At 45.7% G+C, this 22853-nt stretch carries 17 protein-coding genes; 1 reads left to right on the top strand and 16 read right to left on the bottom strand.

Annotated elements, in window-relative coordinates; genetic code table 11:
• Positions 1-185: 185 nt before the first annotated feature.
• From MSMTP_RS00505 to MSMTP_RS18230, 7 genes are all read right to left on the bottom strand, one after another.
• On the bottom strand, positions 186-2126 hold the full coding sequence (locus MSMTP_RS00505) for a uroporphyrinogen decarboxylase family protein (protein ID WP_048177073.1): 1941 nt from the start codon (positions 2124-2126) through the stop codon (positions 186-188).
• 786 nt (positions 2127-2912) lie between these two features.
• The gene (gene mtaA / locus MSMTP_RS00500; RefSeq protein ID WP_048177071.1) at positions 2913-4061 is read right to left on the bottom strand and encodes a methylcobamide:CoM methyltransferase MtaA; all 1149 of its coding nucleotides are present in this window, start codon (positions 4059-4061) and stop codon (positions 2913-2915) included.
• Positions 4062-4162: 101 nt separating this feature from the next.
• Entirely contained in the window at positions 4163-4954 is a 792-nt protein-coding gene (locus tag MSMTP_RS00495) for a winged helix-turn-helix domain-containing protein (protein ID WP_048177069.1), read from the bottom strand.
• Between the two features lie 262 nt (positions 4955-5216).
• A complete protein-coding gene (locus tag MSMTP_RS00490; protein ID WP_048177068.1) occupies positions 5217-8159 on the bottom strand; it encodes a GAF domain-containing protein in 2943 nt (980 codons plus the stop codon).
• A gap of 75 nt (positions 8160-8234) precedes the next feature.
• Positions 8235-10190 (bottom strand): hydantoinase/oxoprolinase family protein, encoded by a 1956-nt coding sequence (locus tag MSMTP_RS00485; RefSeq protein ID WP_048182337.1) that lies wholly within the window; start codon positions 10188-10190, stop codon positions 8235-8237.
• Between the two features lie 244 nt (positions 10191-10434).
• Positions 10435-12390, bottom strand: coding sequence for a hydantoinase/oxoprolinase family protein (locus MSMTP_RS00480; protein ID WP_048182334.1), 1956 nt, complete (start codon positions 12388-12390; stop codon positions 10435-10437).
• A gap of 203 nt (positions 12391-12593) precedes the next feature.
• Entirely contained in the window at positions 12594-12875 is a 282-nt protein-coding gene (locus tag MSMTP_RS18230) for a metallophosphoesterase (protein WP_048177066.1), read from the bottom strand.
• 967 nt (positions 12876-13842) lie between these two features.
• Here MSMTP_RS18230 and MSMTP_RS00470 point away from each other — a divergent pair.
• A complete protein-coding gene (locus tag MSMTP_RS00470; RefSeq protein WP_048177064.1) occupies positions 13843-14163 on the top strand; it encodes a pentapeptide repeat-containing protein in 321 nt (106 codons plus the stop codon).
• Here the strand turns inward: MSMTP_RS00470 and MSMTP_RS00465 are convergent.
• The 9 genes from MSMTP_RS00465 to hsp20 form a co-directional block, all read right to left on the bottom strand.
• Entirely contained in the window at positions 14151-14423 is a 273-nt protein-coding gene (locus MSMTP_RS00465) for a hypothetical protein (protein ID WP_048177062.1), read from the bottom strand. The two genes, MSMTP_RS00470 and MSMTP_RS00465, sit on opposite strands and share 13 nt — an antisense overlap.
• 600 nt (positions 14424-15023) lie before the next feature.
• A complete protein-coding gene (mnhG, locus tag MSMTP_RS00460; RefSeq protein ID WP_048177061.1) occupies positions 15024-15374 on the bottom strand; it encodes a monovalent cation/H(+) antiporter subunit G in 351 nt (116 codons plus the stop codon).
• On the bottom strand, positions 15374-15646 hold the full coding sequence (locus tag MSMTP_RS00455) for a cation:proton antiporter (RefSeq protein ID WP_048177060.1): 273 nt from the start codon (positions 15644-15646) through the stop codon (positions 15374-15376). The genes mnhG and MSMTP_RS00455 overlap by 1 nt, the downstream gene beginning before the upstream one ends.
• A complete protein-coding gene (locus MSMTP_RS00450) occupies positions 15643-16140 on the bottom strand; it encodes a Na+/H+ antiporter subunit E (RefSeq protein WP_048177058.1) in 498 nt (165 codons plus the stop codon). Before MSMTP_RS00450 ends, MSMTP_RS00455 begins: the two co-directional genes overlap by 4 nt.
• Positions 16137-17705 carry a proton-conducting transporter membrane subunit gene (locus MSMTP_RS00445; protein WP_048177056.1) on the bottom strand — a complete coding sequence of 523 codons (1569 nt, stop codon included), beginning with the start codon at positions 17703-17705 and terminating at the stop codon, positions 16137-16139. Before MSMTP_RS00445 ends, MSMTP_RS00450 begins: the two co-directional genes overlap by 4 nt.
• Positions 17702-18127, bottom strand: a complete 426-nt coding sequence (locus tag MSMTP_RS00440; protein WP_048177054.1) for an NADH-quinone oxidoreductase subunit K — start codon at positions 18125-18127, stop codon at positions 17702-17704. Before MSMTP_RS00440 ends, MSMTP_RS00445 begins: the two co-directional genes overlap by 4 nt.
• A complete protein-coding gene (locus MSMTP_RS00435) occupies positions 18124-18576 on the bottom strand; it encodes a monovalent cation/H+ antiporter subunit B (RefSeq protein WP_048177052.1) in 453 nt (150 codons plus the stop codon). The genes MSMTP_RS00440 and MSMTP_RS00435 overlap by 4 nt, the downstream gene beginning before the upstream one ends.
• Complete coding sequence (mbhE, locus tag MSMTP_RS00430; protein ID WP_048177050.1) at positions 18573-20996, bottom strand: hydrogen gas-evolving membrane-bound hydrogenase subunit E; 2424 nt, start codon at positions 20994-20996, stop codon at positions 18573-18575. Before mbhE ends, MSMTP_RS00435 begins: the two co-directional genes overlap by 4 nt.
• Before the next feature lie 1338 nt (positions 20997-22334).
• The gene (hsp20, locus tag MSMTP_RS00425; protein ID WP_048177049.1) at positions 22335-22835 is read right to left on the bottom strand and encodes an archaeal heat shock protein Hsp20; all 501 of its coding nucleotides are present in this window, start codon (positions 22833-22835) and stop codon (positions 22335-22337) included.
• Between the last annotated feature and the right edge of the window lie 18 nt (positions 22836-22853).

Here is a 22853-nt window from a genome sequence, read left to right as displayed (position 1 = left end):
GTGAAGAGCTTGGATTATTCTGAAATTGAATTTTTTATAAGTTGGATTTTTCTGAAATACAAACCGGATTTTATCTAAGTGGCAGATTCTTTTATGGAGGTTAGGGAGCCCCGGAGGGCTACCTCGTTTTTTGTGGATTTTTTTCAGGAAGCGTTTATTGGAAAAGGAAAGAAGATGGGATTTGTTTATCCCATCATCTTCTGGAGTTCAGGTCCGAGTTCCTTGACTACATCGACCATTGCTTTCGAGGTGTCAAGAGGTGCTCCGGGCGGGATTTCACAGCCAGTAGACAGCACGTACTTGGACTGTAAACCGTTCTCTTTAAGGGTCTGGACAGCACCTCTCAGGTTGCTTTCCGTGTCGTTTCTAATTTTCTGGATGCCTTCCGGAGAGTTGTCCAGGAACTGGATCGGGTCCACTTCACCCATCATGCAGCAGGTTTCCCCGTACTTCGGGATGAGTTCGTCGTAACTGTAGGAGCCCTTATCCTTCCCTGAGGGATAATAGGCATAGCTGTACAGGGCTGTCCCGAACTTAGAAATCTGAAGATCGTAGTGGACAGCATCGGCACAGTTGTGGACGATATAAGGCTGGTTGTATTCCTTGAAGACCGGGACGTGCTTGTCGTACACAAACTGCCCGTCGAACTTCCAGTAGTCGTCGTGTCCCATGATGACGTTGTTGGACCAGAGGTTGTCGATACAGAGCGCGTCACAGGCATCTTCCTCAAAGAAAGCCCTGGAGACTTCGGCTACGTAGTCCGCACATTTGTCCACGGCTTTGAGCACAACATCAGGGTTGGTGTTGATATCGCCGAGCACCCGGCTTGCGCCCATGAGCTGGGTCAGGGTAAGGAGGGGACCTTCATGGAAGCCAACCATCGGAGTTTCCAATTCGCTGTTCAGTTTGGCTTTTCCAAGCTTTGTTGCTTGAATCAGTTCGTAGGCCCGGGTCCCTTCTTTGACTTCGGGGACCTCGATCTTTTCATAGTCTTCAAGGTGGCCCTCGGAGGAAGGAGTATCTTCTTCAGGGAACTTGATCCCGCATCCCAGGTCCGCCGAGGTGATGGAAAGGTCGACCAGCCCAACAAACATATCGAGGTCCAGGTACTTTGATCCAAGGTAAGCGCTCTGGACGAAAGCCTCCTCGTTTGTGGCATACTCCTTGTAGGTCACGGGAGCAAACTTCCTCAGGACTCCGCATGCCAGAGGATAGACAGGCAGACGGTCCACCTTTTTATCAGCAAGGGCAGCGAGAGACCTGTCGGTGTGCGTCATGGATTCCTTTGTCTTTACGCCCACACTCTCGAACTCTTCGATGATAGCCTTTGCAGATTCGAGCCCTATATCCACGGCTTCGACCGTGACCTTCTTTGCAAGCTCTTCCTTGTACTTTACTTTGTTAAGGCTGATCTGTTTCTCACTCCATCTCAGATCAGCATCTGGAAGTTCGGCAATAGCTCCTGTTAACCATTCGGTAGCTTGACTTGCGTCATTTTTTGTTGCGTCAGCCCCTATTTTTTCCGCATAGTCCGCATTGATGGGAGCACCGCCAACCATGACCAGAAGAGAGTCCCTTAACCCTTCTTCCTTGAGCTGTTCAATGACCTTTTCCATGCCGGGCATGGTTGTTGTCATGAGTGTGCTCATGGAAATAGCATCGGCTTGTTGGTCCCTTGCGCTGCTTACAAAACTGCTGAGGGTCACGTCCGAACCCAGGTCGACCATGTCAAAACCAGCTGCGGTCATCATTGTCTTGACAAGGTTCTTGCCGATGTCGTGCACGTCGCCTTCGACTGTCCCGATAATGATCTTCGAAGGCTTGTTTGTTGAATCAGTCTTCAAGTAGGGAGAGAGGATATCCAGCCCTTCGTACATCGCACCTGCGGAAACCATGAGGTTCGGGACGAAGGCTTCCCCGTTCTCATACATGTCACTTACAACGGACATGCCTTTGGTAAGCCCTTCAACGATTGCGGTATATGGGTCAATGTTAAGCTCAAGTACCTTGTTTGCAAGTTCTTCTATGATATCGTCGTCTCCATCAACAACTGCTTCAGCCATCTGCCGGAATATATCTTCTTCAGAGATAGCGTCCGCTCCTTGATTCTCATTTCCGATTGCCATATTAAACCTCCTATATTCAGGAAAAAACGGGCTTTTATAGTTCTTCAGGCAAAAATGCCCTTCAAAGCCACCTGTTTGCGCCCGTCAAACAAAGTCTGAGATTCTATCAGACACCGCGGTTAACAGTAACACACATCCTGTAAAACCGCACTTGCAATTTTTAATATATAATGGCTAATATATAGCATAAGCGATGGCGTTTTTCCCCTAGATCTGATTTTTCCGGGCCTTTTGATAGAAACCTATTTCCCGATATTTTCAAAGCTTTTGATGTTGACAGGACTTCAAGGATTCAAGGGGGTCTCGATATTGACAGCCTGCCAGAATATCTCCTGACCCCTGACACCGACAGGACCACGAGTATAGGAAGAATCCCGGAAATTATCAAACACTTTGATAATATCAATGCCATATTCCGGAACATAATGTTCTCAAAAAGATCTCAAAAAAGGCTCAAACCCCCCTCAAAAATATCAAAAATATCAAAAAAGTCTCAAAAATACAGGAAAACCTCAGCTCCTTTTAAAAGGGAAAATATCTGATTAAGAAGATATTACATCGATGAGGTTATATCAATGAGAAATTCAAATTCAGGTTAAGAAATTAAATTCAAATCATAAACCCACATTTCTAATTATGACATTTTTGTACAAAAGCATGGTACAAATGTGTTACTTTATTGATAATATATTATGTAATTGGCCAATATACATGAATTATGTTCCCCACTTGGCAGGGGGTAGAAATGTGGGATAAAGGAGGATTTAAAGTTAATTAAGTCGGTTATCAGTATTCGGGTTCGTAACATTTAGATTCATAAGATTCAGATTCACGATATTTGGATTCATGACATCCCGACCCATAAGATTTAGATTCGTAACATTTGGACTTGCAGTCTTCAAAACAGGAAAAAACAGAACCGTAATACTCATCTCTGGCTTCTACCAGTGCCTTCATATTTTCAAGAGGAGTCATGGGCGCAATTCCACAGCCCGGAGCAAGGATATCAACCCCTCCTTCCAGGGCTTTTCTTGCTTCCTCTTTTACATCTTCACGGCTGCCGCAAAGGAGAGTCGAAGAACTGGAAACGTTTCCTATAAGGCAGATCCCATTTCCGAGATTTTTCTTTGCACTTTTCAGGTCCCGGACCTTTTCTTCAACACTAATGCCCTCGAAACCGCATTCAGAGAGGGTCCCAAGAAAAGGTGAAGCATCTCCACACATATGCAGTATTTTGGGCCCTTTTACCTTCTTACAAAAACGCCTGTAAGCAGGTTTTATTAAAAGGTCGAAAATCTCCAGGTTCAAAAGGTCAGGGCCCGATATGCCGTCCGGGACACAAACTGCATCCACCCCCTCCTCAAAAAGGGCATTTGCATACTCAATGCAGGCATCAGTATTGATTTCCAGGCATTCCCTGATATAGTCAGGGGATTTAAGAAGCTGTCTCAGGTAGTTGCCCGCCCCCAGAAGCCTGGAACAAAGAGCAGCCGGACTTTCTATTCCCACGATCAGGGGAAGAGTCCCTTCAGTTTTATTCTTCAGGAGAGCAGTTGCTTCCAGAACCGTAGGGATCCTGCCCTTTTCCAGCAAGGAATACGGAATTTCCGGCAATTCCCCTGAGTTTCCAAGGGGAGGAAATGTTACATAGGGCTGGGTCTCCTTTGTTCCCCTGCTAACCTTACACCCCATCGCTTCTGAGAGTACTGTTACGCAGTAAGGATACCTTACAGCCTCCAGTCTCGTAATTTCATGGGCAGCCAGAGAGAGAGCTGCCATTTTTTCAGGGTTGCTGTGGGCTTCAGGCCAGAAAGCCCCGCATTTTTCCATAAGAGAAACAGTTCCTGTCTGGGTAACGGAAAGTACCGGCGCCCTATCCACGGCTTTCCCCTTCAACACATTCAGGAAACGATCTCTTAAATTGTAATCAGTCATGTGTCTCTATAATTTTTTATTGAATTTTTTTTAAATTGCATTATTTTATTGGATTTTTTATTGCATTATTTTTCAATTGTAATTATGTTTCTAATTGGATTTTAGAGTTCCGATTTAGTAATTTGCCGTGAGTTTTTTCTGTAATGAAGAAAAAGGCTCTCCCCCCAGCTTATCGAGCCTTTTTCAACGCTCATCAGTGCATGATTGTGGTATATTCCGTTTTTATAAAAAAAGGAAAGGGCAAGAAAGCGGTCGGTAACAGTGCTCGAGGCAAGCCCTATATTGCAAGCACATACGAACAAATTCGCATTTTCCTTATTGAGGTACTCTTCCAGGAGTTCAACGTATTCATTCCTGAACCTTTCAAAGACAGGCTCGGTAATAATTAAGGAAACGTTGATCCCCTTTCTTATTAGTTTGAGATACAGGGAAGGAAGGGCAGGACTGAAATAAGAGGAAACTTCCATCAGGTACGTTGATTTAAAGAGTTCGGCTTCGATTCGCTTTGGGAGATCGTACATCCGGTCCAGTTCAGGCTCGACAAGTTCGCAGTGCCCCAGAACTTCGATCTGGTTCAGGAGGGAGGAAGGGATGGAATTTACGTTATGGTTTTGCCAGTAATCCCTGTTTTCTTCGTATACGTTCAGGGTGTTCAGGAGGGGCTCCATCTTGTTTACGATCACTTCCCCCATGCTTGAAAGTTTGTACATGTCCCCCTCATGAACGATCAGTCCCTGCCCTATCAGGATCTTGATCTGGGTCATAATCGCACTCGAGCTCCCATTAAGAGTATTCTTGATCTCTTCGATTTCCCTGGGCCTTTCGATCAACAGTAGCAGAAGATCTTTTCTCTTATCAGATAGGAATAAAGTTCCCAACAATTCCAGTTTCATTCCAACTCACTCGCAATTTTCTACACTGAGTTATCCTGCATCCAGTACATGAAATTTTTATATTGACAAAAAGCCCCCCTCCCAGAACTAAATAAGCTATTTTTAATCCTGCTTCTATCCTGTTTGCCTTAATTCCTCCTTCTTTCTAATTACTCACTTCTAATTACTCACTTCTAATTACTCACTTCTAATTCCGGATTTTTTAATTCAAGGCGTTGAAATTCTGGGATTTACCATTAAAGGATTACCATTCAAAGAGTTATCACTTTGGGAGTTTCACATGCATAAGGGTACCCGAAACGTCCTCACTTTCGAACCAGATCTCTCCTTTATGGGCATCGACAATGTCTTTACAGATATAGAGCCCCGATTCAAGCCCCTGGTACCTGCGACTTACGGAGTCGTTGACCTGGTAAAGCCGGTCAAAGAGATAGGGTATAAGTTCTTTACTTATGCCCTTTCCACTGTCCACGATCACTATGTGGACATTATCTGCCTCTTCTTTTACTTCCAATGCCAGCTTTCCTCCCTGCGGAATGAATTTTATGGCATAGTCGACAAGAGCAGTAAAAAGGACTGTCAATTTTTCCCTGTCACCTTTAATTTCAGGCAAACTGGCAGGGACTTCTTTTTCAACCTCCAGGCCTTTTTCATCGATCAGGAAAATATTGTTTAAGAAAGCATCAGAGAGGACGTCCCTTAGCTGTGTCTCTTCAAAGAAATATTCGATCTTTCCTGCCTTTTCCAGGCTCTGGTACAGAAGGGAATCAACAAGGCGGCGCAGCTTTTCTGAATAATGGATAAAGGTGTTAACCGCCTTTTGCTGCTGGCTGTCAATAGCATAAAGCGTCTCAAAATCCATAATTTCCTCATATTCCACTTTTTCCGGGAACATCACTTCTTCCATGAATTCGGTTTTCATCATGTTCATGGAACTGAGTGCCTCATTCGCCCTGGATAGTTCCCCGGAATATGCCCTGAGGGCTTCTTCGAGCTGTTTTCTCTGGATCAGCTGCCACATACCCTGCATTAGCAGAGTTAGCTGCCGAACATCCGATTCGTCATAGTCTTCCCCTTTGTTTCCCACCCCTGCAACGGCAACTATCCGCTTTCCGTCAAAGACCGGGATATTCAGATGCCTGGTCAGATGCACATGGTTTTTCGGACACCCTTTCTTGAGGGGGTTAGGGGCGGGATAATTATTGGTAATGATTGGTTTTCGCTGTCTTGCAGCCTCTCCCCAAAGCCCCATACTCTTTACCGGGTAGATGAACTGCTTATCTTCAATCGAACACTCTTCCATCACACTGTCAGACCAGGAATGCATTACAAGGGTGCTTTCGTATGCGTCCATAAAAGCCAGGTACCCGAGTTTGCTGCCGGTCAGCCGGACCGCTTCTTCCCTGGCAAAGTCCGTGATCTCTTTCAGGGAGGCACCCGCCATCTGTTCAAGTTTTACAAGGGTTTCAAGCCTGGATTCGTTGAGCCTCTGTGCAGCTTCGGCTTTTTTGCGTTCAGTGATGTCCCTGGAGACGGAAAGGATGGTCTTTTTGCCTCCGTAATCAATGATCCTGGCACTCACCTCAAGCGGGATAACGGTCCCGTCTTTGCAAACTGCTCCTGCTTCAAAAATCCTGGAACCTTCGGCCTTTATCTTCTGCATGTTTTCCCTGACCGAAGCCCAGTAATTAGAAGGAATGATCTCTTCGGCTTCCATGTTCAGGATTTCTTCCTTGCTGTAGCCGAGCCTGTTCACAACAGCCTGGTTCACATCCATGTAACTTATTCCATCCGGCTCCCGGATGTAAAGCTGGTCATTGATATTGTCAAAGATTGTCCTGAACCTTTTTTCCGATTCCTTTAGAGCTTCTGCGTCCTGAGCATGTTCGATTGCGATGCCTGCAAGGTATGCATTTGTCCTGATAAACTCAAGTTCCTCTTCGCGGGGCTTCCTTGTTTCACGCAGATAAATCGTGAATACCCCAAGCACCTCACCCCCCGAAGAAAATATGGGTTCTGCCCAGCAGGCCTTCAAGCCTACTTTTTGTGCAATTTCCCGGCACTCCTCACAGAAGGGGTCTTTCATGATGTTTCCTACGATTACACGCTTTCCGGTCCTTGCAGCAGTCCCGGCAGCGGTTCCGGCAGCCCCGTTATTAACCTTTATCTTCATCCCGTTGATAGCCTTAGAATAAAGTTTCGGAAGGCTTGGACATGCCCCGTAGAAAAGACGTTTTTGCTCCCTGTCCAGAAGCATTACCGTGCACAAGAGCCCTGGTTTCATTTCTTCGGCGTAGTTGACAAGGAGCAGGAGCACTTCATCAAGGGAAGCTCCCGAAGCTATCCTTTCAAGTACCCGGTTCTGGCTCAAGATAAGCTCCTCAGCCTGTTTACGTTTGGTAATATCCAGGAGTATACCCTGGTAACAGGTAACTTCGCCTTTTTCATTTCTCCGGATCAGGGTCCTTTCGTCCATATAACGGACCTTTCCGGATTTCATCAGGACCCGGTATTCCTTGCTAAAGTAGTCCCGGCCCTCTTTGGAATTCTTTGAAACTTCTACCTTAACCTTTTCCAGGTCCTCGGGGTGTATAATATCGGTATAAACGATATTCCTTGAGGTGAAATCTTCAGGCGTATATCCGAGTCCAGATACGTTTTCAGAGACAAAATCGACCGGCCAGCCCGGTTCTGCTCTCCAGAGGAAGACAATTGCATGCCCACTGTTAATGATTCTTTTAAATTCTTTTTCCGTATCAAGGGCATTGAGCATTGATTTTTCAGTCTGTTTCCACCGGGAGATGTCAAAGACAGTGATCTGGAAAGAACCTGCATTTCCAACCTCTTTCTTCAAAACCTGAATTTCAGCTTCGACCCATAGCACGTCTCCGGATTTGTTCAGGAGCCTGTATTGCTGGGTAAAGGTGCCGTGCCCTCTGTCTTCCTCTTTGTGTTCTCTGTCCTCACCATTGTACTCTTTTTCTGCATAAGCGGAAAACTGAGAAACAGCCATTTCCAGGTCTGCAGGGTATATAATATCAGCATACCCCAGGCTTCCTTCAACAAAATCTTCCAGGGAATACCCTAACCTGGAAACGTTTTCAGTAACCATTTCCACAGGCCAGCCAGTTTCTGCCCTGCAGAGAAAAATAACTGCAGGGCCGTTATTAACAAGAGTTTCCAGTTTCATATCAATCCGTGTCATTTATTCTTTATCCCTGGGTTTTGATTCTCCTGATAAGGAAAGCCAGGTCCGAAAAAACAAAAAAGAATTTACCCTTCATTTCAGTTTCAAGGGGCTTCCGATTCCAATCCCTAGCAACTTTGTTTCCAGAGGGGATCCCGCTCCTTTCCGGGTATCCTTTCTTTCCAGGTTGAAAAAAACCTGTTCCCGGTCAAGCCCGTAAACCCCCATGTGCTCGGAGATCAGGCGTTCGCTCAGCTCAAGCCCGTAAGCCAGAGCTTCCTGGTAATTCCCGGATATTTTTCTTTCTTTTTCCGAAAATACCAGGTATTTCTCATTTCCGGGCCCTGCCGGGCGGATCAGGACCTCACTTCGCTTGATTATGTTCCCTACAAGGGCTCCAACGGCATTTCCGACCTCATGGTATTCCGGAATCCGGATATCCGCATCAACAAACTCAAGCAATTCATCAACATAAGCCCTGACCGGAGCCCCTATCAGCACCACAGGGACGGTTATCTTAAATTTGGTACAATCCGAACTGTCCATAACTTTTTCAAGATCGCTTTTCCTGAGGTCCCTTACAAAAAAAGCAATTAATTCCAGAGCAATATTCTTTGCAAACTTTTGTTTAATAGCCCTGCAAAAGTCCTCTTCCCCCTGTCCGAGAGCCCTGCCGAGAATTTTTGCACCCAGGCGGGATGCTGCCCCTTCCCAGGCTTCATACTCCCCGAGCACGTGAAGGGCATCGGTAGGGGTAAACCCTATCTGGCTTATGCAGCGTTTCTGGACAAGGGAACGCAGGGTTTTTGTAAAGAGGAGGGGGTGGTCCCCTGTTTTTTCGGAAAGCTCGGCTACAGAGACCGGTTCATCCCCAACAACTCCAAAGATTTTCCTTTCGTACCTGTCCATTTCGAATTCAACCGCGTAATTAGAGGTCGAATAATCTTCGTAAGTTTCGACCAGGTGGCTCCTGACAAAGAAACTTGTAGGCTGCAGGATGTCGTCCATGACCCTTTCACGGAGTTTCCCGGGTCTGGAAAGCTTATCAATAAGGTTCGGGAAACGCTCTGCTGCCAGACAGAGGGGAATAACCCTGTTAGGTCCTATAAAAAACTTATTCCGCATCCAGACATGGCTGTCCCCACCCACTGCCGAGGTCCTCATCCTGATCGCCCGGACCATTGTTTTCCAGTCCCCGACAACCGCCCCGGTCTCACTGATCTCCGGGACTCCGTTTTTGATAAAGGCAATATCGGTACTTGTGCCCCCTACGTCCACGGCTATGCAATCTTTTAGCCCGCTTATATGCGCAGCCCCAACAAGGCTTGCGGCAGGGCCCGAAAAAATGGATTCTACAGGCTTTTCCTCTGCTTCTTCCAGCCTGGCAAGAGAGCCGTCACATTTCATAACCATGAGAGGGGCATTGATATTTCTCGCACGCATTGCAGCCAGAACGGACCGGATAAACAGGGAATTAATAGGAATCAGACGAGAGTTCAGAGTGGCCGTAGCCGCCCTTTCGTAAGCCCCAAGATCCATGGAAAGTTCATGTCCGCATACGACCGGCCTTTCCGTCAGGTCCTGAATACACTGTTTTATGGAAAGTTCATGTTCAGGGTTCCGGGCGGCAAAGTATGAAGAGATTGCATATGAAAAAACCCTGCTTTTTGTAGCGTTAACAAAGTCCCTGACCGTATCCAGATCCAGCAGATCTGCCTCACCCCCGTTAGCATCATGGCCACCGCTAACGGAAACCATATGCTGGACAGGCAGTTCCCTATTAATCGAATACCCTGCAAGGATCAGGCCTGCAGGATGCCCTTTTCCTTCCAGGGTTGAGTTCGTTGCAAGGGTTGTTGAAACAGAAACCAGCCTGATATCTTTCAGGTACCCGGGGTTCAGACCGGAGATTACCCCTTCTATTCCCTGAATGAGGTCCGAATGAGTAGTCAGGGTCTTGTTCGTTTCAAGGACTCTTCCGTCTGAAAGGTCCATTATAACGGCATCAGTGTATGTGCCACCCGTATCGATCCCTAAACCAAACTTCATATTACTCATCATATATTTCGGAGATCTGAATATATAACATAGCTGATGGCGTTTTTTTCCGGGTTTTGATTGAATCAGCCGGTTTCACCTCGACAGAGCCCCCGGGAGAATCAAATGGAAGAAACTAAGCAAAGGGTTTGAGATTATCAAAGCCCGTGACAAAATCAGACCCGGAAACTTCATGAAGAATTAACCGGGGAGGGTAAAAAGAAATGATTTTAAAAAGAAAGTTTTTGCCTGGGGTTTATTTGAGTTTCAGTGGACTTCCTACCCCAAGACCTGACAGGCGGGTCTCTTTCGAGGCTCCGTATCCCGGATTGAAGTCTTTCCTTTCAAGATCGAATCGGACCTGCTCCTTCAGGAGCCCGTGACCGTCCATATGCTCGAAAATAAGCTGTTCCATGAGTTCAAACCCGTAATCCAGGGCTTCCGTGTAGCTGTCCGCGACTTTCCTTTCCTTTTCCGAAAAAACGTGGTATCGGTCAGACCCGGACCCCACCGGACGGACAAGAATTTCACTTCTTTTGATTATGTTTCCTACAAGAGCTCCAACGGCATTGCCCACCTCATGGAACTCGGGGACCCTGATGTCCGCATCGATAAACTCCCGGAGTTCGGACACGTAAGCTTTCACCGGGGCTCCGATCATCACTACAGGCGTCGTGATTTTGTACTTCATAAACCTGGAGCCTTCCATCAATTTTTCAAGGTTCTCCCGCTTGAAGTCCTTTGCAAGAAAGGTCAGCAGATCAAGAGCGACATTCTTTGCAAAGTTTTTCTTTATCTCCCTGGAAAACCCTTCCTCATCCAGGCCCAGATGACGGCCGAGGAGTTCCGCCCCAAGCAAAGAAGCCGCCCTGTCCCAGGCTTCGTAGTCCCCCAGCACATGGAGAGCATCCGTGGGAGTAAACCCAATATGACAGATGCAGTGCTTCTGGACCAGGGAACGCAGGGCTTTTGCAAAGTAAAGGGGATGCTTCCCGATTTTTTCCGAGATGTCATAAACCGAAATCGGCTCATATTCTATCAGGTCAAGGACCCGGCGTTCGTAATCGTTAAGTTCGAACTCGATTACGTAATTAAGAGAATGCAGGTCTTCTTCGGAATCCGGATGCCCGCTCCTGACAAAGAAGCTGGTTGGCTGGAGGATATCGTCCATTATCCTTTCAGAAGGTTTTTCCCCTTCCAGCAGCCGGTCCACAAGGGAAGGATAACGGGAAGCTGCAAGGCAGAGAGGGACGACCCTGTGAGGTCCTATGCAGAGTTTTTTCTGTACCCAGACGTGGCTGTCCCCACCCAGTGCCGAAGTCTGGATCCTGACTGCCCGGACCATTGTCCTCCAGTTCCCTACGATAGCACCGTTTTCACTGATTTCCGGGACCCCGTTCTCGATAAGGGCTATATCGGTACTGGTGCCCCCTATGTCCACTGCAACACAGTTTTTCAGTCCACTGATGTGCGCAGCCCCTACAAGACTTGCTGCAGGCCCTGAAAAAATGGACTCAACCGGCTTTTCAACGGCGTCCTCTATCCTGGCCAGGGAGCCGTCGCATTTCATGACCATCAGGGGAGCTCTGATGTTTCTCACTTCCATTACTGAGAGGACTGCCCGGATGAAATGGGAATTTATAGGGATCAGGCGGGCGTTCAAAGTAGCCGTAACCGCTCTTTCGTAGGCTCCCAGGTCCAGGGAAAGCTCATGCCCGCAGACCACGGGCTTGCTGGTAAGGCGCTCTACGGTTTCCTTTATTGCAAGCTCATGTTCGGGGTTGCGGATGGCAAAATAAGAAGATACTGCGTAGGAAGATAACCTGTTCTTGGTGTTGCTGACAAATTCCTCCACAGCTGCCAGATCCAGTCTACCTATTTCATTTCCTTTTGAATCATGCCCTCCATTTACGGTCACCATATCCCTGGCAGGGACTTCCCCGCTCACAGAGTAGCCGGAAAGGATCAAACCCGCATGGTGGCCTTTTCCTTCAAGCGTAGAGTTGGTGGCAAGAGTCGTAGAAACGGAAACAAGTTTGACGTGCTCCAGATATTCCTGGTCCAGACCTGCAATTACGTTTTCAATTCCTTCAATCAGGTTCGAATGCGTCGTTAATGCTTTATTGGAAGCAAGAACTTTCCCTTCCGAAAGATCCATAATAACGGCATCAGTATATGTGCCTCCGGTATCGATTCCCAGACCGAGTTTCATAGGATTAGGTTTATTTTCAAAAAGATATAACATAGCCCATACTATTTTTCCTGGAGATAGGAATTCCGAAGGAGAGTGCAATATTGGAAAGTGTGGAATATCGCAAGGTGTGAAATATCATAAGGTACGAAATATTAAAGGGGGAAAATATATATAAAAGAAGAGAAGGGAAAATTCCGAATTAGCACTGGAGAAGAGCAAATTCAAGAATACCGGTACATTCGATAGTCCCGCAACTTACTTAAATTATCGTATCCACAGCCAGTTCTTTTTCTCCCCTGCAAACACCCTTTGGACCCGGACATGGCGAAGAGCCCGTTTTCCGTCAGATCCCCCGTAATTACAACAATATCCGGAGAATACCGGTTTATACTTTCAATCATGGCATCCGCAATTTCCGGCAGATAATATGCTTCTGAAAAGTGAATGTCCGAAAGATGCACAATTAGCATGATATCTGATTCCTCTGTCTGGTTTATTTTCATATCATGCTATTTTCCAAAAAGAGGATTTAGGGTACCATATAGTTAGTTATTCGATTTATACTATATACCAACAAAAAAAGTGGAGAAGTCAATATTAAATAGATAGGTATGGGTTTTTGGAATATGAGAAAAAAAGAAGGTGTAGCCCTCATGAGTTATTTCCGGCTCCTGCACCTTTTGGAAAAACCAAAATTGTAGGGTTTGCACACACTTTTATCTGGAATGGCCGGATCACTGAAAGGAGACTCAGGAACCTTAAATAACCCATAAGGATGATTCAGAAGGATAGCTGTCAAAACTATCCTTTTTTACAGAAATAAAGTCCTGTGGAAGGGAACTAACGTTTTTCGAAGTAAATTCCCGAAGGAACTAACGTTTTTTCGGAAATAACTCCAAAAAGAGGCAAGCCGTTTTTTTTTAGATCTCCTCTTTTCAGAGACTGCCGTTTTTTATGGAAGCAAAGCCATTTAAAGGGTTTTCAACCGTTTTTATGGGAGCGGGCTTTGCAGAACCGCTGTTTTTAGGGGAAGAACTCCCATTGAAAAGGTTAATTAACATCCATAACCTGTCAATTTTCAAAGCCATGCATGGGATAAGGGTATGTCACCACGCAAGACACCGTTTTTTACATCCGAGCCGGCAGGACAGGAGCAGGCGGGCCTTCCATGTCCTTCTTGCCGAAAGACCAAATTCTTCCGGACCGACCAAGTAATAACTAAAATAATTCTAAAGTATATAGCATAAACTGTGTTGTTTTTCAACACGTCGTTGATATTCACAGGCCTTTTGATTCTAAACTTCTTCCTGATATATCCGGAAGTCCTGAGTTGACAACCCCCAGAATTAAGTATATTTTAGATAAAAACTGGAATCTGAGACATCAGGAAATTGGCAGAAACTTTGAGAGAATCAATTTCAGACTAAAAAGATTAAATCGGAAAAAGCTGAATTTCAAATTTTCATCCACATGAGTTATCTTCAAGGCTATGCATCTGTTGGGAAACTCAAGATTGCAGGTTCGCTTAATGAAGGTTCGCTTAATGAAGGTTCGCTTAATGAAGGTTCGCTTAATGAAGGTTCGCTTAATGAAGGTTCGCTTAATGTAGGTTCGCTTAATGAAGGTTCGCTTAATGAAGGTTCGCTTAATGAAGGTTCGCTTAATGTAGGTTCGCTTAATGCAGGTTCGCTTAATGAAGGTTCGCTTGCACTTTTTATATGGAAGATTGAACCCCCGCAAGAAGGCACAGAAATTTCCAGAGAACTCATGAGGATGATTCAAAAAGGATAGTCATCAAAGACTATCCTTTTTTTACCGGAATAAGCTTCCATGAAAGCGACTACGTTTTGGAAGTAAATTCCCGAGAGTGGACTATTCGGAAATAAAACCCCGCAAAAGGGGCAAAGCTTTTTTTGTGGAGATGCTTTCATTTCAGAGGCTAATATTTTCATGGAAGCAAAGTCCATTTCGCACTTCAAATTTTTTATGGGAGCGAACTTTGCAGAACCGACGTTTTTCAAAGAGAACTCCCTGAAGAGGTTCACATTCATAATCCGTCAATCCTCAAAGCTTTGCGTGGGATGAGGGATGCTTACCACGCTTGAAACCGTTTTTTCGTATCCAGGCCGGCAGGACAGGAGCAGTCGGGTCTTCCATGTCCTCCTTGCGAAAAACCCAAATTCTTCCGGGCCGTACTGGCAATAAATAATATAACTCAAAAATATATAGCATAACCGATGGTGTTTTTAAAATACAGCTCAATATTTTTCCTGATAGAAAAAAGAACCAACTTCCTGTTTTCAGGAGAAAACGATTTTTACTGAGCAGATAATTCCAGCCTGTAAGGAGAAATTATTTCCCTTCAAATATTTGATCTCAGCAAATTTTAAAGGGGATATATTAAAAAGGTGATTCCACGCAGGGCCCTAAAAATCTTTTCACAAAATCAAGAGAATCCTTCCAAAGAAGGCATGCATGAAATACTAAGTATACGCACCAGTTAAAGATTTACCTTAAAAAAACGGAGATGTTAAAATTATGAAAAAGCAGAGAATACATTGAAAGGATAATTAAGAAATCAGAAAAGAAAATGAAAAGAAAAGAAAACGAAAAAGGAATGAATGTGCTTGGAAAACACACCCATTTTGTCTTCAATCTTTTCTCTGTCCTGCGTACTCATCAATGCAGGTGCCATCACAGAACTTTACTCCCATCCTGTATGCCGCCCGGGCAATCATGTGTCCGGAAATCGGGGAAGTCAGGAGGATGAAAAGCCCTACTGTAAAGGCTTTGATGCCCATGGGGGTAATACCTTCCTGAAACAGGATGCTCAGGAGAACCCCGAAAGCCCCGAGGGTACCGACCTTGGTGGTTGCGTGCAGCCTGTTGTAAACATCAGGCAGACGCAGGAGACCGATCATGCCCACAGAGAGGAAGAAGATCCCTACAAGCAGGCTGATAATGCTAAGGATATCTGCCACGAGTGCCAGTTCAACTGCCATCAGATCACCTCCCCTTTATCGAGATACTTTGCAACCACAATTGTCCCCACAAAGGAGATGATTGCAAGGAGCATGGCGACGTCCATCAGGAAGATCGAGCTCGCCTGAAAAGCGTAGAGCGCGAATATCACCACAAGGGCATTACCCATGGCATCCTCAGCCGCAATCCTGTCCGGAAGGGTCGGACCGTAGAGCACCCTGTAGATACACGGTGCTGTTGCGGCTACCATAATTATCAGAGCCAGGAAGTCTGCTTGTTCCAGAGTAATCATTCGAATGCCTCCAGCACGTATTTTTCTAGGTCGTCACGGATGGATTCACGGAGACCCTGGGGATCTGACGCGTCGATCGAATGCACGAAGAGCGCAGTGTTGTCGTCGGAGATGTCCACCGTAAGCGTCCCGGGAGTCAGGGTAATCGTGTTTGCAATACCGGTAATCCCGATATTGGTCTTGGTTCTTATGGGAACCCTGATAATTCCGGGGTTGATGTCGATTTTTGGGCTAAGAACGATCTTTGCGACCACGATGTTCGCTTTTATGATCTCCTTGATCAGTACATAGAAGTACACCAGTTTCTTGGGGATCTTTGCAAGCCAATCTCCCGTAGGTGTTACAACTTCATCCAGCCGGTAGAGTTTACTGAAAGGCTGGACGACCACCATTCCGAAGATGAAGCCCAGGAAAAGGCTGCCTATGGTCACCTGGCCACTTACCAGACACCATATGACCGGGAGTCCCAGGTAAACAATAAGACGACGCTTCATCTTATCACCCTCACTAATACTGCATCAATATAAGGCTGTGGATCTATGACCTGTGCTGCAATTGTCTGTGCAATATCCAGGACAGGCTCTGCATATATTCCGAAAATCAGCACAAGTGCTGCCAGGAGCAGGATAGGGCCCACCATCAGGAAGGACAATTTGTGATGGGAATATTCCCCGTACTGCGGGTCCCTTTCTCCCCAGAAGATAAGCATCCAGCCTCTGAACATATAGAACAGAGTGAAGACTGCAAACAACAGGGCTATCAAAATCGGTATGTAGAACTCAGACCTGAGACCTGCGTCAAAGAGTGAGAACTTGGCAATGAACCCGCCCATCGGGGGCACCCCTCCAATGGACATTGCTCCCACAAGGAAAGCACCGGCCATTAAAGGATTGCTGTTAATCATGCCACCCATCTTGCGCATATCCCTTGTCCCCGCATGGTGGATGATTCCACCGGAAGTAAGGAACAACATGCTCTTTGCAAGAGCGTGGTTTACCAGATAGACAAAAGACGCTGCAATGATTAAAGTGGCTCCAGCCACCAAACCTTCTGAATATGCGACTGCACCCATTCCAAAACCCAGGAAGACGTATCCGATCTGAGAGACACTGGAATAAGCCAGTAGACGCTTAACATCATTTTGCCCTATGGCAGAGGTTGCTCCAAGTCCTATGGTAATCAGAGCCATCATGAGGAGAATCGGTCCAAAGACCCCTTGAAGGGGAGCAAAGATCACAAAGAGGACCCTAAGTATGCCATAAGCTCCGATCTTAATAATCACACCACTCAGCATTGCACTAATCGGGGACGGAGCTGTGGGGTGCACATCCGGAAGCCAGTAGTGCAGAGGGAAGACTGCTGCCTTTCCTCCGAATACGATGATGAAGAGCAGCCCGATAGCATACATGTGCCAGGGAAGGGTTCCTGCCTCGGCAAGAATCCTGACCTTAATGGCAATGTCAGCCATGTTCAGGGAACCGATGGAAGCGTAGAGAGAAGCTACGGCAATCAACATCACGTTTGACCCGAGCATGTTCAGGACAATGTACTTCATAGTGGCTTCCATCTTGTCCGAGATCTTCGTAACCGTTGAGGTTTCGTTTGCAACGATCAAAGCTCCCGAGGAGAGCAGCATGATCTCGAAGAAGACAAACAGGTTGAAGATATCCCCGGTCAGGAAGATACCGTTGATCCCGGCTAGCATCAGGTTGTACAGGGAATGGTAAGTCAGGTTCAAGGATTTACTTTCGATATAATCGTAGGAGTAAATCAGACCCATACAACCGATTAAGCAGTTGAGACCTACCATCGAAGCACTGAGGAGGTCGGCTACAAGCACGATCCCGTACTTCCCGAATTCTCCAACTTCATAAACCGTAATCCCGCCATTCCAGACCGAAGAGAGCAGGAGCCCGCTTAAAGCCAGCAACCCAACACTTGCCACCATATCCAGTGCCTTTTGCAGCCCCGGAGAAGATTTGGTCAGGATCGTGAGAGGAGCCATTAAAAGGGGAACGGCAATCAGGAGAATTGGAAGATGTTCCATTAAAAAGCTCATCCCCACAACCTCCTGAGTTCCTGAACATCAGTGGTACCGTATTCTTCATAGATACGGTATGCGAGGGTCAGGATAAAGGCAGTTGTCGCAAGCCCGATCACAATGGCTGTGAGCACAAGGGCCTGGACAAGAGGGTCCACAAACTCGGTAAACGGATTGGTCGTTATCGGCCCGATTACCCCGGCTGCCACGTCATCAGCTACGATCAGTCCCTGACCAAGGCCCTCAACCGCTTGATGGTGTTCCAGGATCGGTACGAGGGTACCTTCACTGAAAACCCCGCTTGCAACAATATAGAGGTTTATGGCATGGGAAACGATCCCGAAACCGATAATGACTTTCATCATTTCTCGTCTGAGGATCAGGAAAGTCCCGATTCCAAAGAGCAGAGAGATGGTTAGCGAAAGCATAACATTATTCATTTTCCACCCTCCGGGTCTTTTCCTTTGTCCATACCTACTTGCGTTACGATAAACAGTAGTCCACCAATCACAACAAAGTATACACCAAGGTCAAAGAACATCGATGAGACCAGTTCGAGCTCACCCAGGTGGAAACCTCCCACTATCAGCGGGGATAACTCAAACGCACTTCTGAAATAGTTGTGACCTGCAAGTAAGGGGGAAATGGCCGTTATGCTTGCAAAAAGCAAGCCGTAGCCGAACCAGGTATGCCAGTCCGGGTTCCAGATTTTTTTGATATCTTCGTACCCATATGCTACGTAGATGAGCGCGATTCCGCATGCACAGAGCACACCACCGATGAAACCTCCACCCGGCCGGTTTCCTCCAATCAGCAGAAGGTCGAGTGAGTAGAGCATGTCCACCATCAAACAGATCTTTGCGATTGTTTTGGTTATTATCGTGGTCATTCTTCCTCACCTCCTTCAGCCGCTGATCCGGATCTGCTGAGTATCAAGTTATAGACACCCAGAGCTGCGAGGGACAGCACTGAAATTTCTCCAATGGTATCATAACCTCTGAAGTCGACGACTATCACGTTTACCACATTGAGTCCACCCGTCAGTTGCAGGCTGTATTCCATGAAGTAGTGAGAGAAGGACTCGAAAGGTGCAAGGATCCCAATGCCTGCGTTTACCATAATTGCGAAGACTGAAAACGCAACTGCACCCGAAATTATCAGGTTCACCAGGACTTTGCCTGCTGGCATCGGCTCCTTGAATTTCTGAGGGATCTTGATGATCACCAGGATGAAAATAATGGTGGAAAGCGTTTCCACACAGACCTGGGTCATTGCAAGGTCTGGAGCCTTGAGGTACATGTAGAGCAAAGATACCAGGAAACCGACAGCCGAGAGGGATAGGACTGCAGGCAGGTATCTCGGGATTATCGCAGCACCCAAAGCTGACACAATTATCAGGGCATAGAGCACGATTTCATAGGGCTCCGAAGCGAAGTTCAACCCGCCAGGAAGTATGTCTGCGAAACCGTATCCTAACCCGAAATAAGCCAGGAACGGGGCCACTACCAGGAAGATCATGAAAAGCTGCACGATCTTAATATAGCCTCCCAGGGGACCTGGTTGAGTAACGATTGCAAACTTCTTGCATATACCCTTTGCATTGTTTACGGTTGCATCGTACCAGTAGTTCACGCTGACCCAGGGGAGCTTGGCGTTGAAACTGTTCTGCCAGGCAGCGAGCGGGTCATAGAACTTGTAAAGCACGATACCGATGGCAAAGGTTGCAATCGTCATCAAAAGCGGAGTTGTAACTCCATGCCATAGCGCTACGTGCAGGTGTTCGGCACCTGGAACCTGACCACTGTATGCAGGCTGGATCAGAGTCTCAATCGGGAACTTCGGATAGATACCGAAGAAAATGATCAGACCTACCAGGAAGAAGGCCGGAGTCAGCATAACCCAGGGAGCTTCATGCACATGGTGAGGGATGTCCGGGTCTTTGGTCCTTTCTCCAAGGAAAATCCCATCTATCAACCTGATGGAATACATAAGGGTGAACACACCACCCATCACTGCAACCACCGGGAAGATGATGTTCCAGGGCCCTCCGTAGGTTTCCGTAACCAGCGCACCGATCTCAAGAGATGTTTCATAGAACATTTCCTTGCTCAGGAAACCGTTGAGTGGGGGCACACCTGCCATGGAAGCTGCTGCAATCACGCCGATGATAAATGTTTTTGGCATCTCCTTTCGCAAACCACCCAGTTTTCGTATGTCTCGGGTGGCAGTCTCATGAGCCACAATACCCGCCATCAGGAAGAGCGTAGCTTTAAAGGTAGAGTGGTTTAGCATGTGGAAAGTCGCTGCAGCGAATCCCAGGCCCGGATGTTCGGCCGTACTGTAGCCGTACATGGTCATCAGGTAAGCCAACTGGCTGATTGTCGAATAAGCCAGAATACCTTTGATGTCCGTCTGCCGGAAGGCCATGAAACCCGCCATCACCATGGTGATCATCCCTGTTCCTGAAACAATGATCAGCCATTCGGGAGTTCCCGAAAAGATGGGGTGTAGCCTTGCAACAAGGTAAACACCAGCCTTGACCATTGTAGCCGAGTGCAGGAATGCACTTACAGGAGTCGGAGCTTCCATAGCATTGGGCAGCCAAATATAGAAGGGTCCCTGTGCCGATTTGGAAGCAGCCCCGATAAAGATCAGGATGAGGGTTACAAGGTAAAGCTCACTTCCATGAACTGCCGAGAGCAGTTCAGCACTCTGGGCAACCTCCGATATCCCGTAGGTACCTGAAGCAACCCGAAGCAGCAGGAAACCTAAGAACATGAAAAGTCCGCCACCAGCCGTCACCAGTAGGGCTTTGGTTGCGCCGTATACGGATTCTGGTCTTTCTCTCCAGTATCCGATAAGCATGAACGATGTGATACTAGTCAGTTCCCAAAAAATAAACATCTGGATCGTGTTATCCGTGTAGGCCACGCCCAGCATGGCGCCCATAAAGAGTAAGAGCCACTGGTAGTACCTTGGCAGGTCTTCTTTTGTGGACATATAACCGTTTGAATAGGACATGATGATAACACCAATACCCGAAACGATTAGCGCCAGGAGAACGGCAAGACCGTCCCCATAAATGTCAAAAGAAAGACCCGCTGTCGGCAACCATACCCACGAACCCTTTACGGGAGTACCCGCCATAGCGTAAGGGATAACCTGGACACTCAGTACAAAGCAGACAAACGCAATGCCTGCTGCAATCCAGCCTATCCTTTGCTTAAATACACTATATAATGCGGGTAATGTCCATGCAAGTATAAATGGTAAAAAGACAGCTATTACTATTGCATTAAATGGATCCATGAATCATCAACCCAACCTCTGAAATTGTTTATAGATTCAATTAGTGTTAATAGTCAGGCATAAAAATTTCAATCCAAAATTCAATCCACGTAGAAAATAAAGAGATGTAGTTAGCCTCTATTTTCCTCAGCCTATACTCTTTTGTCATATAGTAAAAATGTTTCGGTTTTTGTTTTAGGCCTCTTCAATATCAAGCAAACTATTTTTTGTCCAAACCTTCATAAGAAACCCTACCCACATATTCCCAAATAACGGTGTGATATCCTCCCATCAAACCCACAAATTTTCCTTAATTCCAATTTAATTGAAATTTTTTAGATATTGTGAAAAGAATTTTAGTTGCGTAATAAAGGAAGTAAATAAATGAGCCCCTCCGACATCAGTAAAAATTATAGCATTCTGTAAATAGATATTTTTTTGAAGGAAAATTTCAAAAACAAAAAGCTAAACATTAAAAATATAAATTTTTTACAATATATTTAAATAACACAATAAAAATAGAATTATGCAATTCGTATGAAAAAATTATATAAATATAATCAAATATAACAAAAAATATTTTGTATATTTCAAAAGGAAAACTCAGAGATATTTTTATGAAATTATAGAAGTTGCCTGGAAAAATTGGTCGAAAAAACGAATATTTATGCAAAAAAAGGAAAAAAAAAGGAAAAATGTTTATTAGACAAAATTTCCAAAAAACCGGAGTAGTTAGAAAACAGATCAGACAGAAAAAAGGAAAAACTATTCGCAATAGTAAATAGTCAGACAAAAAAAATCAAAAGCAAATAAAAAATCTGCCTAAGATGTTTATAAAAAATATGAAAAAAAATCCCAATATGACAGAATTCCTATCAAACAATTCAAATCAAACAATTCAAATCAAACAATTCAAATCAAACAATTCAAATCAAACATAAACGATTTTTATTTTGGGGTACAGACGGAAAAAATATCTGGTCAGCAAGTTAAAAGGCCACTTCAGAAAAGCAAAACGCAAAAGAAAGTTTGCACCTTCTTCTGCTTATTCTCATTTGTTCCCCTGATATAATTTTCTCAATATCTCTTTCACCGGCTCCAGAAGAACCTTCCAGAAGTTTCAAGTATTTTCAGAAAGTTCCCAGAATTTTTAGACTTTTTTGGAGGGGTTGTTATTATTCGAAACCCTTTTGATGGATTTATTTAAGCTTCATTAAAGCACCATTCAAATTTGACAGGGTCTCAATTATCAGGGTTTCTTTCGGGTTTCTGTTCGGATTTTCACTCGGGTTTTTTCAGATTATTTTGTTGATTTCTTTTGGGTTTCTTCAGGTCCATTCGGGATTTCTCTAAATCCCTTTACTCAATATCAATTGTTATGGGGCCTTCTTCCAGATAGCGCCTGAAGGTCACTTCAAGTACACCGTTTTTGTAACTTGCCTTCGCACTCTTAGGGTCTACCGGAACCGGAAGCTCCACATTTTCCGAGTAACTGCCGGAAAGTCCTGAAACCATGATTTCAAGGGAACTGGCTGTTGCCCGCAGGCAGACATCTTCTTTTTCGGCTTCTGGAAACTCTGCAAGTACCTGAACCGTTTCATCAGTTTCGAATACATCGATCAAAGGTTCTTTAGCTTCAGGGGAAACGAAATCCCCTTCCTCCTGGGAAGATTCAGAAACGTTTCCGAACTCCCGGATCTCCGGGTCTTCGCCCGGGCGGTGGATGATGGAAAATCCATAAACAAAGGGAGAGGATTCCCCCATCTCATCCAGGAGGGCATCTATCATCTCTTCTAGATTGTCAAAAAGTTCGGATCCAAAGTCTTCAAAGAAATCTTTTCTTTTTCTTGCGCCCACCATTATTACCTCTGCTTTTCC

Source organism: Methanosarcina sp. MTP4 (assembly GCF_000970045.1).
Classification (GTDB): Archaea; Halobacteriota; Methanosarcinia; order Methanosarcinales; family Methanosarcinaceae; genus MTP4.
This window is presented reverse-complemented; position numbering and strand designations above follow the sequence as displayed.